Source organism: Type-E symbiont of Plautia stali (genome assembly GCF_059731115.1).
In genome coordinates this window covers 2,696,355-2,714,530 of the sequence record NZ_AP035906.1, presented here as the reverse complement: position 1 = coordinate 2,714,530, position 18,176 = coordinate 2,696,355, and the positions used below count along the sequence as shown (strand labels likewise).

Annotated in this window: 19 protein-coding genes and 1 other annotated feature; of the genes, 3 read left to right on the top strand and 16 right to left on the bottom strand. The window is 54.7% G+C overall.

Going from position 1 to position 18,176, the window contains the following annotated elements:
• Positions 1-175 precede the first annotated feature (175 nt).
• The 12 genes from AC6I8L_RS12520 to hisL all read right to left on the bottom strand — a co-directional run bounded on the left by AC6I8L_RS12520 (position 176) and on the right by hisL (position 10,198).
• Entirely contained in the window at positions 176-1,291 is a 1,116-nt protein-coding gene (locus AC6I8L_RS12520; protein WP_058962033.1) for a succinylglutamate desuccinylase/aspartoacylase family protein, read from the bottom strand.
• A 170-nt stretch (positions 1,292-1,461) separates the two neighbouring features.
• Positions 1,462-2,259, bottom strand: a complete 798-nt coding sequence (locus tag AC6I8L_RS12515; protein ID WP_058962048.1) for an ABC transporter substrate-binding protein — start codon at positions 2,257-2,259, stop codon at positions 1,462-1,464.
• A gap of 65 nt (positions 2,260-2,324) precedes the next feature.
• Positions 2,325-2,828: a YbaK/prolyl-tRNA synthetase associated domain-containing protein gene (locus AC6I8L_RS12510; protein ID WP_058962034.1), complete on the bottom strand. Its 504-nt coding sequence runs from the start codon at positions 2,826-2,828 to the stop codon at positions 2,325-2,327.
• A gap of 138 nt (positions 2,829-2,966) precedes the next feature.
• Positions 2,967-3,578, bottom strand: a complete 612-nt coding sequence (gene hisIE, locus AC6I8L_RS12505; protein ID WP_058962035.1) for a bifunctional phosphoribosyl-AMP cyclohydrolase/phosphoribosyl-ATP diphosphatase HisIE — start codon at positions 3,576-3,578, stop codon at positions 2,967-2,969.
• Positions 3,572-4,348, bottom strand: coding sequence for an imidazole glycerol phosphate synthase subunit HisF (gene hisF, locus AC6I8L_RS12500; protein WP_058962036.1), 777 nt, complete (start codon positions 4,346-4,348; stop codon positions 3,572-3,574). The genes hisIE and hisF overlap by 7 nt, the downstream gene beginning before the upstream one ends.
• Positions 4,330-5,067, bottom strand: a complete 738-nt coding sequence (gene hisA, locus AC6I8L_RS12495) for a 1-(5-phosphoribosyl)-5-[(5-phosphoribosylamino)methylideneamino]imidazole-4-carboxamide isomerase (protein ID WP_058962037.1) — start codon at positions 5,065-5,067, stop codon at positions 4,330-4,332. The genes hisF and hisA overlap by 19 nt, the downstream gene beginning before the upstream one ends.
• Complete coding sequence (gene hisH, locus AC6I8L_RS12490; RefSeq protein ID WP_034824743.1) at positions 5,067-5,657, bottom strand: imidazole glycerol phosphate synthase subunit HisH; 591 nt, start codon at positions 5,655-5,657, stop codon at positions 5,067-5,069. Before hisH ends, hisA begins: the two co-directional genes overlap by 1 nt.
• Positions 5,657-6,724, bottom strand: a complete 1,068-nt coding sequence (hisB, locus tag AC6I8L_RS12485; RefSeq protein ID WP_097116671.1) for a bifunctional histidinol-phosphatase/imidazoleglycerol-phosphate dehydratase HisB — start codon at positions 6,722-6,724, stop codon at positions 5,657-5,659. The genes hisH and hisB overlap by 1 nt, the downstream gene beginning before the upstream one ends.
• Positions 6,721-7,791 (bottom strand): histidinol-phosphate transaminase, encoded by a 1,071-nt coding sequence (hisC, locus tag AC6I8L_RS12480; RefSeq protein WP_058962038.1) that lies wholly within the window; start codon positions 7,789-7,791, stop codon positions 6,721-6,723. The genes hisB and hisC overlap by 4 nt, the downstream gene beginning before the upstream one ends.
• Positions 7,788-9,095, bottom strand: coding sequence for a histidinol dehydrogenase (gene hisD, locus AC6I8L_RS12475; RefSeq protein ID WP_058962039.1), 1,308 nt, complete (start codon positions 9,093-9,095; stop codon positions 7,788-7,790). Before hisD ends, hisC begins: the two co-directional genes overlap by 4 nt.
• A 4-nt stretch (positions 9,096-9,099) precedes the next feature.
• Positions 9,100-9,999, bottom strand: a complete 900-nt coding sequence (gene hisG / locus AC6I8L_RS12470) for an ATP phosphoribosyltransferase (protein ID WP_058962040.1) — start codon at positions 9,997-9,999, stop codon at positions 9,100-9,102.
• A gap of 54 nt (positions 10,000-10,053) precedes the next feature.
• Positions 10,054-10,175, bottom strand: a sequence feature (His leader region).
• On the bottom strand, positions 10,151-10,198 hold the full coding sequence (gene hisL, locus AC6I8L_RS12465; protein WP_100396937.1) for a his operon leader peptide: 48 nt from the start codon (positions 10,196-10,198) through the stop codon (positions 10,151-10,153). It overlaps the preceding feature by 25 nt.
• 180 nt (positions 10,199-10,378) lie before the next feature.
• Between hisL and AC6I8L_RS12460 the strand changes: the two genes are divergently transcribed.
• Complete coding sequence (locus AC6I8L_RS12460; RefSeq protein WP_058962041.1) at positions 10,379-11,206, top strand: SDR family oxidoreductase; 828 nt, start codon at positions 10,379-10,381, stop codon at positions 11,204-11,206.
• Positions 11,207-11,310: 104 nt separating this feature from the next.
• Here AC6I8L_RS12460 and AC6I8L_RS12455 read toward each other — a convergent pair whose 3' ends face one another.
• The 3 genes from AC6I8L_RS12455 to puuD are packed head-to-tail and all read right to left on the bottom strand — an operon-like array spanning position 11,311 to position 13,931.
• A complete protein-coding gene (locus AC6I8L_RS12455; RefSeq protein ID WP_058962042.1) occupies positions 11,311-12,588 on the bottom strand; it encodes an NAD(P)/FAD-dependent oxidoreductase in 1,278 nt (425 codons plus the stop codon).
• Positions 12,589-12,612: 24 nt separating this feature from the next.
• Entirely contained in the window at positions 12,613-13,170 is a 558-nt protein-coding gene (puuR, locus tag AC6I8L_RS12450; protein ID WP_034824711.1) for an HTH-type transcriptional regulator PuuR, read from the bottom strand.
• Complete coding sequence (gene puuD, locus AC6I8L_RS12445; protein WP_058962049.1) at positions 13,167-13,931, bottom strand: gamma-glutamyl-gamma-aminobutyrate hydrolase; 765 nt, start codon at positions 13,929-13,931, stop codon at positions 13,167-13,169. Before puuD ends, puuR begins: the two co-directional genes overlap by 4 nt.
• Before the next feature lie 213 nt (positions 13,932-14,144).
• Between puuD and AC6I8L_RS12440 the strand changes: the two genes are divergently transcribed.
• Both AC6I8L_RS12440 and AC6I8L_RS12435 read left to right on the top strand, forming a co-directional pair.
• On the top strand, positions 14,145-15,560 hold the full coding sequence (locus AC6I8L_RS12440; RefSeq protein WP_058962043.1) for a glutamine synthetase family protein: 1,416 nt from the start codon (positions 14,145-14,147) through the stop codon (positions 15,558-15,560).
• Positions 15,561-15,918: 358 nt separating this feature from the next.
• Positions 15,919-17,274 carry an APC family permease gene (locus AC6I8L_RS12435; RefSeq protein ID WP_058962044.1) on the top strand — a complete coding sequence of 452 codons (1,356 nt, stop codon included), beginning with the start codon at positions 15,919-15,921 and terminating at the stop codon, positions 17,272-17,274.
• 93 nt (positions 17,275-17,367) lie between these two features.
• Here the strand turns inward: AC6I8L_RS12435 and ygbI are convergent, their stop codons facing one another.
• A complete protein-coding gene (gene ygbI, locus AC6I8L_RS12430; protein ID WP_034824708.1) occupies positions 17,368-18,129 on the bottom strand; it encodes a DNA-binding transcriptional repressor YgbI in 762 nt (253 codons plus the stop codon).
• Between the last annotated feature and the right edge of the window lie 47 nt (positions 18,130-18,176).

Here is an 18,176-nt window from a genome sequence, read left to right as displayed (position 1 = left end):
ACGTAAATAAAACGCCTTTTATAAAGGTGATATGTAATGTGTGTCAACCTTCTTTTACGTGTAATCTTTACAATTGACATAAAGATTTTATTCTTAAAAATTTTTGAAATACATTAGAAAATTGATGTCAATAATGATTGTTGCTGCGAGTAATTAATGCTCTCCTGAATGTACATCAAACCACCAGCAACTCTCCCTCTCTGCCCGCATTTTCACCCGCCAACCGCACCACCAGCATCCCAGCCGTAGCAAACTTCATCAGGTTCCTTGCATACAGCACCCCACCAAACTCTGCCACCAGCGGCGTCACCTGGTCGGTAATCGGGTCCACAATCTCCGCTACCACTTCACCCGGCTTGATCCACTCACCCAACTCACGGCGATTCAACAGCATTCCAGAATGCGGTGCATGGATATACTCACAACCTGCCAGCGGTGTCGCAGGATTGATCAGAGCAGGGGACTCACCCACGTCACCCGCAATGTAGCCACCTTCAATCAGCGCGTTAATAATCGCATCCGCATCCTTCTCAGCTTGTCCAGGCGACACATCCGCCACACCACGTAATTCGAGCGTCACCGGTAACAAACCCCGTGGCATCGGATACTCACCACCAAACCGCTCGGCCAACGTTAACCACGGCTCGCAGCAGGCTTCATCAAACGGCTCGCCACCAGAGATTTGGGCCAGAAGCTGTACTTCGCTACCTAACCAACGCGCTAAAGGCTCGATATCCTGCCACGCATGCGGGGTCGTGTAGAGATGCGGCAATGCGTCCCAGTCGCAGTGCAGATCAATCATCAAATCTGCCTGGCTGGCCATACGCATTAGCGTGAAGCGCTGCGCATCCAGTTCGGTACGAGCAACGCGGTCTCGATAGTGGCGATCAATGGCATCACGGATCAACCGTTTGTTCTCATATTCACTCTGTGTCAACGAACCGGCCAACTCTTCAGCCAGGGTATCGCCTAATGCCGGGAAACGGCGATTGAAATCCTGACCTGAAAGCGTATGGAATCGACCCAAATGGCTGCCGTGCCAGTGTTGCCCCATCGCCAGCGGATTTGCCACCGGCACCAGCGTAATTTTGGATTTGAGCTGCCCGGCCGATTCCAGCGCCAGCAGCTTGTGTTTCAGATACCACGCCACCGCCATACCCGGCAGTTCATCACCGTGCAGTGCCGCCTGAATGTAGACGCGCTGCTGGGAATCGGTACCGAAATGGAAGCTGACGATTTCGCGCTGTGTACCGAGGGAAGCACTTAGCAGAGGATGATGTTGTTGTTGCATGACGAGGTCGATGTCCTGTATCTACGGCACGTTGAACGTCGTGCCTGATTAATTTTATTGATTGGAATTATAGTGCTGCTGTGAGAATGAGCGGAAATGAAGCCGCTAAATTTGCGCTCGCTCATGTTAGCGGCGCGAATAGGGCGGCCTTGAGACCGCCTCTACATTGATTACTGCTGGATCGAGATGTCGGTGGCGAAGTACTTCTTCTGAATCTTATCGAAGGTGCCGTTTTTCTTGATTTCAGCAAAGGCGTTATCAAGGGCTGTTTTCAGCACTTCATCCCCTTTACGCAAACCAATCGCCGTACCTGGACCGATAATCGGATCTTCAACAATCGGGCCAGCCAGCTCGAAATCTTTGCCCTGTGGGTGTTTCAGGAAGCCGTTTGCTGCCTGAGCGGCATCGGTAAATACCACATCCAGACGACCAGAGATCAAATCACTTTCAACCTGCGCCTGATCGCCGTAAGGCACCACGTTCACGCCGTGTGGCTGCCATTTTGCCAGTGCATAGCGCTCCTGCACGGTTCCCTGCTCAACGCCAACTGTTTTGCCTTTCAGCGATTCAGCCGTTGGCAGCAGGCCAGAGCCTTTGCGTGCAATCAATTGGGTGTGCGTATCATAGAGCGGAACGGTGAAGTCGATCTGTTTCAGACGCTCTTCAGTGATACCCATATCCGACAGGATGGCATCGAACTTGCGGGCTTTCAGCGCCGGGATCATGCCATCGAACTGGCTCTCTACCCACACACATTTGGTTTGCATCTGCTCGCACAGCGCATTGCCAAGGTCGATATCAAAACCAACCAGCTTGCCCTGTGGGGTCTTGGATTCGAAAGGAGGATAGGTTGGATCAACCGCGAAGCGTACTTGTTCAATCTTTGCCTGTGCGCCAAATGCGCAACCTGCCAGCACAGCCAGCGCCAGCGTCTGACGCAGGCGGGCAGTAAATCGAGAACTTGCCATAATATCGGTCTTCTTTTTCGTGATGTGGAATAACGCAGAGTACCGATCACTGTCCGCCATGGCAATTAGCAGATTATTTTCATGACGTTACCATTATGCATGGTGCGATAATCCGCCACACTCAGTACCACTGATTTTTCCAGCAGACCCGCGTTAAAGGCGATTTCGTCGTAGCGTTCAAACAGCAGTGGGTCTACCACCAACCGCAGGTCGGGATGAAAACTGAAGGGTGGAATCGCACCGAACACACAGCCCGTTAACGCGTCCACCTCTGCTGGAGAAGCCAAAGAAGCGCGACGCCCACCCACCGCTTCAGCCACTTTGCTCAAATCCGCCTGTTGATCAGCTGGCAGAACCGCAAGCACATGCTGTTTGATACCGTTACCTTTGACATGGCACACCAATGCTTTGGCGCCTTGTCCCACTTCCGTCCCGCGAATCTCAGCAACAGCTTCACATTTGCCAGTCGCGGGATGTTCCATCACGCGATAACGGGCGTTGTGCTGGTCGAGCAGGGCGATCAGTTTTTCATGAGTGGTCACAGAGGAACCGTCCTTATAAAGCGCCATGATTGTGCAGCGAAGTGCCGGGTGAAGAGGGTAATTAACACGCGGTGAGTTGCGATGAGATTCACGCGTTAATTTGAGAAGCATACTGCTCAAAACCCGCTTTTGAAGCCAATTTTGAGCAGCTTATTGCACAATCCGCTATTTATGACGCGCACGCAGATTGTTAATGATGGTGCTCAAATCCAGGTCTTGATCCTGCAGCAGCACCATCAGGTGATACAGCAAATCAGAGGCTTCGTTGGTCAGTTCGTGACGATCGTTCACTGTGGCTGCCAGTGCGGTCTCCACGCCTTCTTCACCGACTTTCTGCGCGATACGCTTTGTGCCGCTGGCATAGAGTTTCGCGGTGTAAGAACTCTCAGGATCGGCGCTCTTACGTGAAGCCAGCAGCTGCTCCAGCTGATACAGGAACGCCCAATCTGGCGCAGCCGGTGAGAAGCAGCTTGAGGTGCCAAGGTGGCAGGTTGGCCCAATCGGGTTTGCCAGCACTAGCAGGGTGTCGTTATCACAATCCGGCGTGATGCTCGCGACCTTCAAAAAGTGACCGGAGGTTTCCCCCTTGGTCCACAAGCGGTTTTTGGTGCGAGAGAAGAAAGTGACATTGCCTTCCGCCAGCGTCTTTTGCAGCGCTTCCTCATTCATATAACCGTGCATCAGCACTTCGCCAGAAACGTTGTGCTGGACGATGACGGGCATCATGCCCGCGGTTTTGGCCCAATCCAGTTTGGCCAGTTGTTCTGCAGTTAACACGCGCGAATCTCCACACCGTTGTCGATCAGAAAGTTTTTCAACTCGCCGATATTGATAATTTGTTTGTGAAACACCGAAGCGGCCAGTGCGCCATCAACGTTTGCCTGTTCAAAGGCTTCGAGAAAGTGTGGCATGGTGCCCGCGCCGCCAGAAGCGATGAGGGGCACTTTACATACCTCACGCACTTTCTTCAGCTGCACCAGATCGTAGCCATTACGTACGCCATCCTGGTTCATCATGTTCAGCACGATTTCGCCCGCGCCTAGCTTCTGCACTTCCTGTACCCAATCCAGGGTTTCCCAGGTGGTGACACGGGTACGTGATTCATCGCCGGTATATTGATTGACGTGATACTTGCCGGTGGCTTCATCGAACCAGGTATCAATACCCACCACGATACACTGCACACCAAAGCGATCTGCCAGACGCGTGATCAGCGTAGGGTCAGCCAGCGCCGGGGAGTTGATGGAGATCTTATCCGCACCGAACTGCAGAATGCGCGCGGCATCCTCCTCACTCTTGATACCGCCCGCCACGCAGAACGGAATATCAATCACTTCTGCGACGCGTGACACCCAGCTTTTATCCACCACACGGCCATCGGAAGAGGCGGTGATATCATAGAACACCAGCTCGTCAGCGCCTTCCTGCGCATAGCGCTGCGCCAGTGGCACGATATCACCAATAATTTCGTGGTTGCGGAACTGGACGCCTTTCACCACTTGTCCGTCACGGACATCGAGACAAGGAATTATCCGTTTTGCCAGCATGCAATCGCCTCCGCTACGGTGAATTTATCTTCCAGCAATGCGCGACCGACAATCACACCCTGCGCGCCGCTGCCTCGTAAGGCCGCAATATCCTCCAGCGAGCCGATGCCACCGGAACTCTGGAACGCAATATCCGGGAAGGCATCCGACACTTCTTTATACAGCGCCACGTTGGAACCGCTTAAGGTGCCATCGCGGGAGATATCGGTGCACAGCACGTGCTTCAGGCCAACCGGCTGATACCAGCCAATCACTTCTTCCAGCGTTACGCCCGCAGCTTCCTGCCAGCCGCTGATTGCCACTTCTTTGCGATTGCTAGCGTCAATGCGCACATCCAGTGCCAGCACGATGGCATCTGCTCCGAACTCGCTGAACCAGCTTTTCACTTCTTCCGGCTGCTTAACAGCCGTGGAACCGACCACCACGCGAGTCGCGCCGGCAGCCAGCAAGGCTGCAACGTCTTCACGATTGCGGATACCACCACCGACCTGCACCGGCACATTGACGCCGCGCAGCAGGGTGGTGAGCAGAGGGATCTGGCGCTTGGCCGGATCTTTGGCACCGGTGAGATCCACCAGGTGCAGCACTTCCGCGCCCTGACGTTCGTAATCCTGCAGGCGCGGTAAGGGATCGCTGCCGTAGTCGCGCTGTTGGCCGTAGTCGCCCTGATGCAGGCGCACCACTTTGCCGTCGATCAAATCTAATGCGGGGATAATCATCACATCTCCAGGAAGTTTTTCAGCAACTGCGCGCCTGCTTTGCCAGAGCGCTCCGGGTGGAACTGCACGCCGAAGAAGTTATCTTTCTGCAGGGCGGCGGTGAACGGATGACCGTAATCGCACTGGGCGATGGTGGCGGCGTTCACCGGCATAGCGTAGCTGTGCACAAAATAGAAGTAGCTGCCGTCAGGGATATTACGGAACAGGTGATTGCCCGCCTGCGAGGTGATCTGGTTCCAGCCCATATGCGGCAATGGCAAACCCTGGGTATCCATCAGCGAGACCGGTTCATCCACCAGGCCCAGCGTGGTTACGCCGCCGTTCTCATCGCTGCCACGTCCCAGCAACTGCATACCGAGGCAAATCCCCAGCACGGGTTGGGTACAGGCTTTGATCAAATCGATTAGGTCACGCTCTTGCAGTTGGTTCATGGCGGCTTGCGCAGTGCCCACGCCCGGCAGTAACAGCTTGTCGGCACGCAGCACCACATCCGGATCGCGGCTCACTTCTGGCGTATAGCCGAGGCGCTCAATCGCCCACTTCACGGAGGAAAGGTTGGCGCACCCGGTATCGAGAATCACCACGTTCATCACAGCACTCCTTTCGAACTCGGCAGGGTGTTGCCATCCACGCGAATTGCCTGGCGCAGTGTGCGGCCAAAGGCTTTAAACAGGCTTTCCACACGGTGATGGTCGTTCTTGCCTTTGGTTTTCAGGTGCAGGGTGCTCATCATGGCGTAGGAGAGGGAGCTGAAGAAGTGCTCAACCATCTCGGTACTGAGATCGCCGACACGCTGATAGCTAAACTCGGCTTTAAACTCGATGTGCGGACGGCCAGAGATATCCAGTGCACAGCGCGCCAGGCACTCATCCATCGGCAGCACGAAGCCGAAACGGCCGATGCCTCGCTTGTCGCCCAGCGCTTTCAGCAGCGCTTCACCCAGCGCCAGACCGGTATCTTCCACGGTGTGGTGATCGTCAATATAGAGATCGCCTTTCACGTCGATGTTCATGCGGAAGCCGCCGTGTACGGCAATCTGATCCAGCATGTGGTCAAAGAAGCCGACACCGGTATTGATTTTGCTGCCGCCTTCGCGGTCCAGCCACACTTCCACTTTGATCTGCGTCTCTTTGGTGTTGCGTTGCACCAGCGCGTGGCGGTCACGCTTGGTCAGGCGTGCCTGAATCGCATCCCAGTCAATGCCTTCGGCACCGTAACGCAGGCCCTGAATACCCATGTTCTCCGCGAGTTGGATATCGGTCAGGCGATCGCCAATCACGTAGCTGTTTGCGGTATCCAGTGCGCCTTGTGCCAGCCAGGCTTCCACCATTTTGGTTTTCGGCTTGCGGCAATCGCAGTTATCTTCCGGCTTATGCGGGCAGATCAGGATGTCGCTGAAGTTCACGCCCTGCGAAGTCAGGATCTGCATCATCAGGTTGTGTGGGCCATCAAAATCAGCCTGCGGGAAGCTGTCGGTGCCCAGGCCGTCCTGATTGGTGATCATCACCAGCTGATAGCCGGCATTTTGCAGGGCCAGCAGCGCAGGGATGGCGTTTTTTTCAAACGCCAGCTTCTCCATGCGATCAACCTGAAAATCCGTTGGCGGCTCAGAGATGATGGTACCGTCGCGGTCGATAAAAAGGGTTTTCTGACTCATGCTTGCTCCACTGATAAGGCTTGCAGCGCGGCGATCAGGCGCTCGCACTCTTCACGGGTGCCGATGGAGATGCGCAGGCATCCCGCAAGGCCGGGGTTTTTGTTTTGGTCGCGCAGAATAATGCCTTGATCCCACAGCGTTTTAAATACTTTTGGCGAATCAGTGAAGCGCGCCAGAATGTAGTTGGTTTCGCTCGGGAACACCTGCTGCACCATGTTCAGCTGTGGCAGTTGTTCAAACAGCCATGCACGATTGGCGTTGAGTTCGGCGACATGCTTACGCATCAGCGCAATGCCTTCTTCGCTCAGCGCCTGTCCTGCGACATCAGCAACCGGGGTCGCCAGCGGGTAAGGCGCGATCACTTTCATCAACAGGTCGATCACGGGCTTGTTGGCCAGCGTAAAGCCACAGCGCAGGCCAGCCAGCGCAAAGGCTTTTGATAGCGTGCGCAGGATCACCAGATGTGGATATTCTTTCAACCAACCGGCGAGAGTCGCCTCCGGGCAAAACTCGATATAGGCTTCATCGGCGACCAGCAGTGCTTTACCGGTGGTCATCTCCAGCAGTTTACGGATATCGTCTTGATTGATCAGGTTGCCGGTCGGGTTGTTCGGGCTGCACATATAGACCACTTTCACGCCGTCTAATTGCTCAGCAATGGCCGGCAGATTCAGCTGCCAGTCATCCAGTGCCGCCACGGTACGATACTCAATGCCGATGGTTTCCGCGCTGACGCTGTACATGCCGTATGTCGGCGGGCAGAACAGAATCGCATCTTTGCCCGGCTCACAGAAGGCGCGCATTAACAGCTCAATGCCTTCATCAGCACCACGACTGACAATCACTTGCTCCGGCGATAAACCGGCAAAAGCCGCATAGCGCTCAATCACAAGCTTCGGCTGGCATTCCGGATAGCGGTTCAGCGTTTGCTGAGACAGCTCAAACGGCACTGGCAGCGGGAATTCGTTGGCATTCAGCCACACATCACCGTTACCCCCCAAACGACGCGCAGATTGATAGGGCGTCAACGCGCGCACATTAGCGCGGGCTAAATCTTCAATGCTCATGCTTGCTCCTTCAGCGCGGCAACACGCAGGGTAACGGCGTTTTTGTGGGCTTCCAGCTGCTCAGCAGCCGCTAAAGTTTCAATGGTGGCAGCCAGATTGAGGAAGCCTTGCGGCGTCAACTCTTGCACCGTCATACGCTTCTGGAAATCGGCTAATCCCAGACTTGAACAGGTGGCGGTATAACCGTAAGTCGGTAATACGTGATTGGTGCCTGAGGCGTAATCACCCGCTGATTCCGGAGACCAGTCACCGAGGAACACCGAACCGGCGCTGGTGATCTCATCCACCAGATCACGCGGCTGGCGCGTCTGAATGATCAGGTGCTCCGGGCCATACAGGTTAGAGATTTCCACACACTGCGCCAGATCGCGCAGCACAATCAGACGGCTACTTTCCAGTGCCTGGCGTGCCGTAGCCGCACGTGGCAACTGCGCCAGCTGCTCTTCGACTGCCAATGCCACGCCTTCTGCCAGTTTCAGCGAAGGGGTTAATAGAATTACCTGTGAATCCGGGCCGTGCTCGGCTTGCGACAACAGGTCTGAAGCGACAAACGCTGGCGTAGCGCCTTCATCAGCAATCACCAACACTTCAGATGGGCCAGCAGGCATATCAATCGCGGCACCATCTAAGCGCTGACTCACCTGACGTTTCGCCTCGGTGACGTAGGCATTGCCTGGGCCAAAGATCTTGTCCACTTTGGGCACCGTTTCCGTACCGAAGGCCAGCGAAGCAATCGCTTGCGCACCGCCTACCTGAAACACTTCTTTTACGCCGCACAGCTGTGCCGCATACAGAATCTCATCGGCAATGGGTGGAGGTGAACAGAGCGCCACGCGACCACAACCGGCGATACGTGCTGGCGTTGCCAGCATCAAGACTGTAGAGAAGAGTGGGGCAGAGCCACCTGGAATGTAGAGGCCAACAGACTTCACCGGACGGGTGATCTGCTGGCAGCGCACGCCCGGCTGGGTCTCAATATCCACCGCGGGCAGAATCTGCGCGTTATGGAACGTTTCGATATTGCCGACGGCCACTGCCATCGCCTGCTTCAACTTGTCGCTCAGACGATCGCTGGCGGCTTGCATCTCTTCAGGCGTGACGCGCAGGTTTTCCACCTGCGATTTGTCGAAGCGTGCGCTGAATTCACGCAGGGCGTCATCGCCTTCTTCCTTTACTTTAGTCAGCACATCGCGCACCACTTCACTGATGCTCGCCGAGGCAGAAATCGCCGGGCGCATCAGCAGCGCTTGCTGTTGTTGTTCATCACACTGTTGCCAGTCAATCGGGGTCATGATTGTGCTCATGCTGTTACTCCAACATTTTTTCGATTGGCAGTACGAGGATCGAGCTGGCACCCAGCGCTTTCAGTTTTTCCATGGTTTCCCAGAACAGGGTTTCGCTGCTCACCATGTGCATCGCCACGCGGCTCACTTCGCCTGCCAGCGGCAATACGGTAGGGCGCTCAGCACCTGGCAGCAGGGCGATCACTTCTTCCAGACGCTCGCTTGGCGCGTGCAGCATGATGTATTTGGATTCACGCGCTTTGATCACGCCCTGAATACGCGTCATCATTTTGTCGATCAGTTCTTGCTTGGCTGCTGGCAGCTCGCCATCGCGTTGAATCAGTACCGCTTTAGAGCGGTAGATGACTTCCACTTCACGCAGGCCGTTGGCTTCAAGGGTGGCACCGGTCGATACCAGGTCGCAAATGGCATCGGCCAAACCCGCACGTGGCGCGACTTCCACCGAACCGTTCAGCAGGCAAGACTTAAAGGAGACGCCTTGCTTATCGAGATATTTCTTCAGCAGGTGCGGATAAGAGGTGGCAATACGTGAGTTCTGCAGGCACTGCGGGCCGGTATATTCCGCATCCACTGGCATCGCCAGCGACAGGCGGCAACCGCCGAAATCGAGGCGACGCAGCGTGAAGTAGCGCGGGTCTTCGCCTTGTGCGCGACGGTCCAGCAGCTCTTCTTCCAGCACGTTCTCACCGACGATGCCCAGGTCAACCACGCCATCCATTACCAGGCCTGGAATATCGTCATCACGCACACGCAGGATATCGATAGGCATGTTCTCCGCAAACGCAATCAGACGCTGCTGCTGAAGGTTAATTTTAATACCGCAGCGTGCCAGCAATTCGCGTGATTCATCGCTTAAACGGCCAGATTTCTGCATAGCTATGCGTAAACGGGTGTTATCTAACATGGTTCCTGTCCTCTTATTCAATCCTGTCTGAACTCAGTTGGGTTGCGTTCGCCCATAAAAAAACCCCCGGAAGATGATCTTCCGGGGGCTCTCTTTGCGTTCGCACCACTGGAAGATCCTAATCGTCTCCCAGCACACATCGCCTGAAAGACTAGTCAGGATGATGGTGATGATGGTGGTTGAACTGAACGCGTGTCATAGTAAATTCCGTTGCTGAATGAGTATTCATTTGCGTGCTGATTAACCTAACGAAGATGACGGCGATTGGCAACCCTTTTTTAACGTCAGTTCTCGGAACCTTCCGCAACAGTTTGCGCTGGTTTGCCATAACGGCTGGGACTAAGATGAAGTGTCTTAGCGTTGTAAAGCAGGAGCCGGTATGAAAAAAGTCGCGATTGTAGGTCTGGGATGGCTGGGTATGCCGCTGGCGATGGCGCTGACGGCACGCGGCTGGCAGGTCACCGGCAGCAAAACCTCACCCGATGGTGTGGATGCTGCGCGCCGATGCGGTATTGAGGCGTTTCAACTGGTGCTCACCCCGGAAATTGAGTGTGAAGCCGATGAATTAGCCACGCTGATGGCGGTGGACGCGCTGGTGGTGACTTTGCCTGCAAGCCGCACCGTACAGGGTGGCGAAGACTATATGCAAGCGGTGCAGAATGTGGTGGATACCGCTCTGGCGCACAAAGTCCCGCGTATCATCTTTACCAGTTCGTCATCGGTGTATGGCACCGGTACGGGTGTGATGAAAGAGAGCAGCGCGCTGCAGCCGGAGAGCGTGGCGGGTAAAACGCTGGTGGAGCTGGAAAACTGGCTGCACGATCTGCCGGGCACCAGCGTGGATATTGTGCGTTTGGCAGGGCTCGTTGGGCCGAATCGACATCCGGGGCGTTTCCTTGCCGGTAAAACCGGGCTGGAGAATGGCGGCCATGCGGTGAATCTGGTGCATCTGGATGATGTGGTGGATGCGATTGTATTGTTGCTGCAAACGCCGAAAGGTGGACGCGTCTACAACCTGTGCGCGTCGAAACATCCCGCGCGTGATGATTTTTATCCGTTTGTTTCGAAGCAGCTGGTGCTGGTGGCACCAACGTTCGTTGCTGAGCCGGAGCGGTCTGCGGGGAAGGTGGTTGATGGCTCGAAGATCTGCAACGAGCTGGGATTTGAGTACAGCTACGATGATCCGATGAAAATGCCGCTGGAGTGAGATTGACGTGCGAGTGCAGACTTCTGCACTATTTCGCTAGCGGCGCGATTTATCGCGGGTTAAACAACACTCGCAATAAATTGCGCCGCGACAATGCGTTGCGGTTAAACCCCCAGCCGATCCCTCAACGCATACCATACCGCACCCATTGCCGTCAGCGGCACCTTAAACCTTCTGCCGCCCGGAAACGGTAAATGTGGCAATTTGGCAAACGCATCAAACCTTTCTGCCTGTCCACGCAGCACCTCGGCAATCAGCCTTCCCGACAAGTGGGTACAGGTCACGCCATGTCCGCTATCCCCCTGCATAAAGAACGCATTCTTCTCGATTTGCCCAAACTGCGGCATACGTGACAGCGTCAGCAGGAAGTTACCGCTCCAGCGGTGGCTGAATTTCACATCTTTCAGTTGAGGGAAAGTGCGTAACAACTTAGGGCGGATCAATGCTTCAATATCATCCGGCTCACGTGCGCCATATACCACACCGCCGCCATACAACAGGCGGTTATCGGCGGTGAGGCGGAAGTAATCCAGCAGATAATTACAATCTTCGACGCAGTGATTGTTCGGCAATAAACCCAACGCCTGGTCACGGCTTAATGGTTCAGTGGTGAGGATTTGCGAGCCACACGGCATGCTTTTACGGCTCAGGCGCGGTTCCAGTTGTGAGGGGAGATAAGCATTACCGGCAAAAATCATAAAGGTGGCAGTGACTTCACCTTTAGCGGTCTTTACCCGATGCGGCTCGCCATACTTTACTTCCAGTGCCGCAGATTGTTCATAGATGCGCCCACCGTGACGGCGAATCGCTTCCGCTTCACCCAGTGCCAGGTTTAACGGATGCAGATGCCCGCCGCGCTTATCCAGCAAGCCGCCGACATAGCGATCGGTCGCCACTTCACGACGAATCGCGCGCTCATCCAGCAGCTCCAGATTATGGTTACCATAGCGCTCCCAGTTGGCTTTCTGGCTGCGCAAGTGCCCCATCTGACGCTGATTCAACGCGGCAAAAATGCCGCCAGGACGGTAATCACAGGCGATAGCATAACGGTCGATGCGATCGCGAATAATCTCCGCGCCCTCAAACATCATATTGCCCAGCATCTTCGCCACGTCTTTGCCGTAGCGTTGTTCAATTACATCCACATCGCGGCTGTAAGAATTCACTACCTGGCCCCCGTTACGACCGCTGGCTCCGAAACCAATCTTTGCCGCTTCGAGTAGCACCACGTCATAACCGGCTTCGGTCAAAAACAGCGCCGAGGAGAGGCCGGTAAATCCGCCGCCAATAATACAGACATCACACTGCACCGATTCCTGCAGTTCGGGCCACGGCTCATGCGCATTCGCGGTTGCGGCGTAATAACTTCCCACATGTTGCATCACATCCTCCTTTAGCGCGTGAACTCAGAAATTCGCTGGGGTGTGCGCACTGACGATGCGACACGGCAGCTCAGACGTATTGGTAAAACTGTGCGGCAAGCCGGTATCGATCACGTAACTCTCGCCACAATAAAGGTGATAACTCTGACCATTAACCACCAGCGTGATTTCTCCTTCCAGCACCGTGCCGGTCTCTTCACCAGGATGACGCAGTTTCTCTCCGGTGCTGGAACCCGGTTCGTAGCGTTCAATCAACATCGCCAGCGCACGTTTTTCAGCGCCGTTCTCCACCAAACGCAACGACACGCCGAGGCTGCCGATCTCCACGCACTCTTCCGGACGTACGATCACGCGCGGCGTGCTGTTTACCTTTGGCTCCGAGAAAAACTCTGACAACGACAAGCCGTACACCTTCAGCAATTTCTGCAAGGTACTCAGCGCTGGGCTGACTTTGTCCTGCTCAATGGTGCTGATAGCACTGTGTGTGAGTCCTGACAACTCAGCGACGCGACGCTGAGACAATCCCATCTCCTGCCGGATTTGCGATAAACGTCGTCCGGGCGCCAGAGTGGCATCATTCATGGCTGTATTTCCTTGTGATAACAGAGAGCCGCGTGGATAAAAGCCGCAAACAGGCGTTGCGAAACCGGGTCGTCATCGGAGTGCCACTCCGGATGCCACTGCACCGCAAGTGCAAACGGATGCTGGCGCAAACTCACCGCTTCAATCAGCCCATCAGGCGCACGTGCTTCAATACGCAGCTGCGGGCCGGGTTCGCGGATGCCTTGTCCATGTAGAGAGTTCACGGCAAAGGATTGCGCGCTGCCAAGCACCTGGCTCAACAAACCTTCCGCTTCAGGCTGAACCTCATGCACCGGCGCGTATTGCTGTTCGAGCGGCAGCGCATCATCTTCACGATGCTCCTGAAACAGATGCGTCATATGCAGCTGGCGATACAGGGAACCCCCGTTGGCCACCACCAACTCCTGCAAGCCACGGCAAATACCGAAAATCGGCATCTTTTTGCCAATCGCATGAGTGATGATGCCGAAGGCGAGGCGGTCACGCGCCGGATCGGCATGCTCCTCTTTACCTTCTTCACCGTAATGCCAGGGTTCGATATTACTCGGGCTGCCGGTAAGCAAAATGCCGTCCAGCAGCGTCATACTGTTTTCTAATAGATGAGGGGCATGCATCAGTTGATGCGGCAAAGGCAAGGGAACACCACCGGCAAGCACGATGGCATCGAGATACTTATTGTGAACCGTTTGCCCGAGATGGCTGCCGATGTGGTTCTGACACATCACTACGCCAATCAAGGGTTTGTCAAAAATAATGCCCATAACGTCTCCGCGTTGCTGTTCAATATTTTCACCGTTTTTGCGCATCCGGCCTGAAAAGTGTGCAATATATTGTCAATCTAGCAACCGGTTGTTCGTTCTTTCAACAGAATTGTTACATTTGCACACTTTTTGCGTTAGCGCTATGTTAGAGGAGTGGCTGTTATTTTGAGCATTGCGCGAACCAATATTAAACGGTAAAGGGCGGGTGGGAACATGACGAACCTCGTAGAAGTAGAAGACTTCACGCGGCACAGTGAAGAGAAACGAACAAGCGCGTTCCAGCTGGAGGTTAAATCCTGGCTGGAACGCCATCCTGAAACGCAGTATGTCGATATTCTTCTTAATGATTTAAATGGGGTCTTTCGCGGTAAGCGCATTCCCATCTCTGCATTGGCAAAACTGGAAAAAGGGTGTTACTTCCCGGCCTCGGTTTTCGCCATGGATATCCTCGGAAATACCGTCGAAGAAGCCGGACTCGGACAGTCACTGGGCGAACCCGACAACCTCTGTATCCCGGTTCCCGGAACTTTAATTCCTTCTGCCGCCGATCCTGAACGCATCGCGCAATTGCTGCTGACAATGTGTAACCAAGATGGCACTCCCTTTGACGTTGAACCCCGCAATGTCCTCAATCGGCTGTGGCAGCAACTGCGCAATCGAGGGCTATTCCCGGTGGTAGCGGTAGAGCTGGAGTTCTATCTGGTCGATAAAAAGCGTGATGCGGAAGGGTACATCCAGCCACCCTGTGCGCCGGGTAGTGACGAACGTAATATCCAGAGTCAGGTTTATTCAGTCGATAATCTCGACCATTTCGCTGATGTTCTGCGGGATATCGACGATATTGCCAAACAGCAGGGCATTCCCGCTGATGGTGCGCTGGCGGAAGCCTCGCCGGGCCAGTTTGAAATCAACCTGCATCATACCCGTGATGTATTGAAAGCCTGCGACCATGCGATTTTGCTCAAACGCCTGGTGCGTCAGGTGGCCGAAAACCACGGTATGACTGCGACCTTTATGGCGAAACCTTATGAAGAGTACGCGGGTAGCGGGATGCATGTGCATATCAGCATGCTGGATGCCGCCGATCATAATGCCTTTTCACTCGACGACGGCAGCGATTCACCGCTGTTGAAACGCGCGCTGGCCGGGATGATCGATTTGATGCCGGCTTCAATGGCACTTCTGGCACCGAACGTTAATGCCTATCGCCGCTTCTTACCGGAAGCCTACGTGCCGTTACAGGCCTCCTGGGGGCACAATAACCGAACTGTTGCTTTACGTATTCCCTGCGGCGATGTGGATAACCATCGCGTGGAGTATCGTGTGGCCGGTGCGGATGCAAATCCTTACCTGGTCGTGTCAACAATTCTTGCCGGTATTTTGCACGGTCTGGATAATCAGCTACCCTTACCGCATGCGGTGCAGGGCAATGGACATGAGGCAGAAGGGCTGCCATTGCCGGTGCGACAGAGCGATGCGCTGTACGAATTCGAGAATAGCTATCCTCTGCAAAAACTGCTCGGCGAGCATTTCAGCGGCGTGTGGCACAGCTGCAAACAGAACGAGTTAATGCAGTTTGAACGGCTTATCACCGCCACGGAGATTGACTGGATGCTGAAGAACGCCTGACTCGCAGAAGAATTTCGCTAACGTCTTGTGCCGATGGCATAAGTTGGGGCAGAATACGTCCCCTGCAAAATTCGAAACATAACCGACGCTTATCACGTCGGTTATTTTTTTGCAGATTGCAGTACACACACACATTACCGAGGCCGGACACGCATCCGGATAGATAGATACTGACAACACGCTTGGGCGTGAGATTTGAGGAAAACAAAGATGGGGCTGTTTACAATTGCACCAGCGCAAGCTGGTTCTCGCTTTCGTGATGATTACGGCGCGGCGACAATCGCAAACACTAATATCACTTCTCACTGCAGCACTTTGCGCAGTATCCCGCAGATCACCTCTGTTGGGGGCCTGAACAATGTCGCTTAACACCGCCGCACCACAGCGTGCACACCTGAAAAAATCCCTGACCTTGATCCCGGTTGTCATGATGGGCCTGGCGTATATGCAGCCAATGACCCTGTTTGATACTTTCGGTATCGTCTCTGGATTGACCGACGGCCACGTCGCCACCGCTTATGCTTTCGCGCTGATCGCGATACTGTTTACTGCCGTGAGCTACGGCAAGCTGGTACGCCGCTTCCCATCTGCGGGCTCCGCTTACACCTATGCTCAGAAGGCTATCAGTCCGCACGTCGGCTTTATGGTGGGCTGGTCATCACTGCTGGACTATTTGTTCATGCCGATGATCAACATCCTGCTGGCGAAAAGCTACTTTGAGACGCTGGTGCCGGGCATTCCGTCGTGGATTTTCGTGGTGTTGCTGGTGGCCTTTATGACCATCTCTAACCTCCGTGGTATCAAAACCGTTGCCAACTTCAACAGCGTGATCGTCGTGCTGCAGGTTGTGGTGATGGTGGTGATTACTGGTATGGTGGTTTACGGTGTGGCGCACGGTGTTGGCGCAGGAACATTGACCAGCAGCAAGCCTTTCTGGTCTGAGAATGCCCATGTGGTGCCGATGATTACCGGTGCAACCATACTTTGCTTCTCGTTCCTCGGCTTTGATGGCATCAGTTCGCTGTCAGAAGAGACCAAAGATGCAGAACGTACTATCCCGCGCGCGATTTTCCTGACCGCGCTGATTGGTGGTGTGATCTTTATCGGTGTGTCTTACTTCCTGCAGTTGTACTTCCCGGACATCTCGCGTTTCCAGAATCCGGACTCTTCACAGCCTGAAATCATGCTGTTCGTGGCAGGTAAAGCCTTGCAGATCGGCATCCTGATTTTCTCTGTGGTTACCGTACTGGCTTCCGGTATGGCGGCACACGCGGGCGTTTCCCGTCTGATGTATGTGATGGGCCGTGATGGCGTGTTCCCGCAGCGTTTCTTTGGCTTCGTGCATCCGAAATACCGCACGCCGTCGCTGAACGTGCTGTTGGTGGGCGCTGTGGCACTGCTGGCGATTAACTTCGACCTGGTGACCGCCACTGCGCTGATCAACTTCGGTGCGCTGGTGGCATTCACCTTCGTCAACCTGTCAGTGATTGCGCAGTTCTGGATCCGTGAAAAGCGTAACAAGACGCTGAAAGATCACCTCAACTATCTGGTGCTGCCAGTGATGGGTGCTTTGACAGTGGGTGCACTGTGGATCAACCTGGAAGAGACCTCGATGGTGCTCGGCCTGGTGTGGGCAGCGGTCGGTATTATTTACCTGGCGTTTGTTACTCGCACCTTCCGCAATCCGGTTCCGCAGTTCAGCGAAGAAGTGTAATTTTCGTTGCGCATTATGCGCAGCGGATAAAGACTTCGTGTCGTATGCAAAAGGTCGCCTTGTTGGCGACCTTTTGCTTTTAGACCAGCAAACTCAACCCGCCAGCACCAACTCCCAACTCCCCGCACTAAGCGTTTCACGTCCCGCTTTACTTAATTCTGTATCGGTTACGAGGGTATCGAAGCGCTCCAGCGGTAATGCCAGATGGGTGGCAATCTTGTTGTATTTCGAGCTGTCGCTCAACAGCACGCGCTTACTGCTGACATCGCTGGCCGCCAGCTTGACCGGCACCTTATCTTCATCGGGTGTAAACAAGCCGCGCGGCCCCCAGCAGGATGCGGAGATAAACGCGATATCAATCGCCAGCATGCGCAGACTTCTCGCCGCTGATTCGCCGACGCTGGAGCGATTCTCGCGACATACGGTGCCGCCAGTGTGAATCAGCTTGCAGCCGCTGCTCTCCATCAATAGCCGGGCAATCACGAAATCATTGGTGACCACCAACAAATCGTCACGCTCGACCAGTTCGCGAGCCAGCGCCAGCGTGGTGGTGCCTGCGTCGAGATAAATACAGCTGTTGCGCGGAATATGGCGCGCGGCAAACTGACCAATCGCCATCTTTTCACTGCTGTACATGCTGGTTTTCGCCAGATGTGATGGCTCAGCAGCCAGACGATCCGCCGAGCGCACGCCGCCCGATACCGACAGCACGGCACCTTGCTCCTCCAGCTTTTGCACATCACGACGTATCGTCATGTGTGATACACCTAAACGCTCGGTAAGCTCGGCAATGCTTACCACGCCGCGTTCGGCAACCAGCGCTAAAATTTGTTGATGACGTTCTACCGGAATCACATCGCTCTCCCTGAATTACCAATTTTTCACATTGTAAGGCATCAATT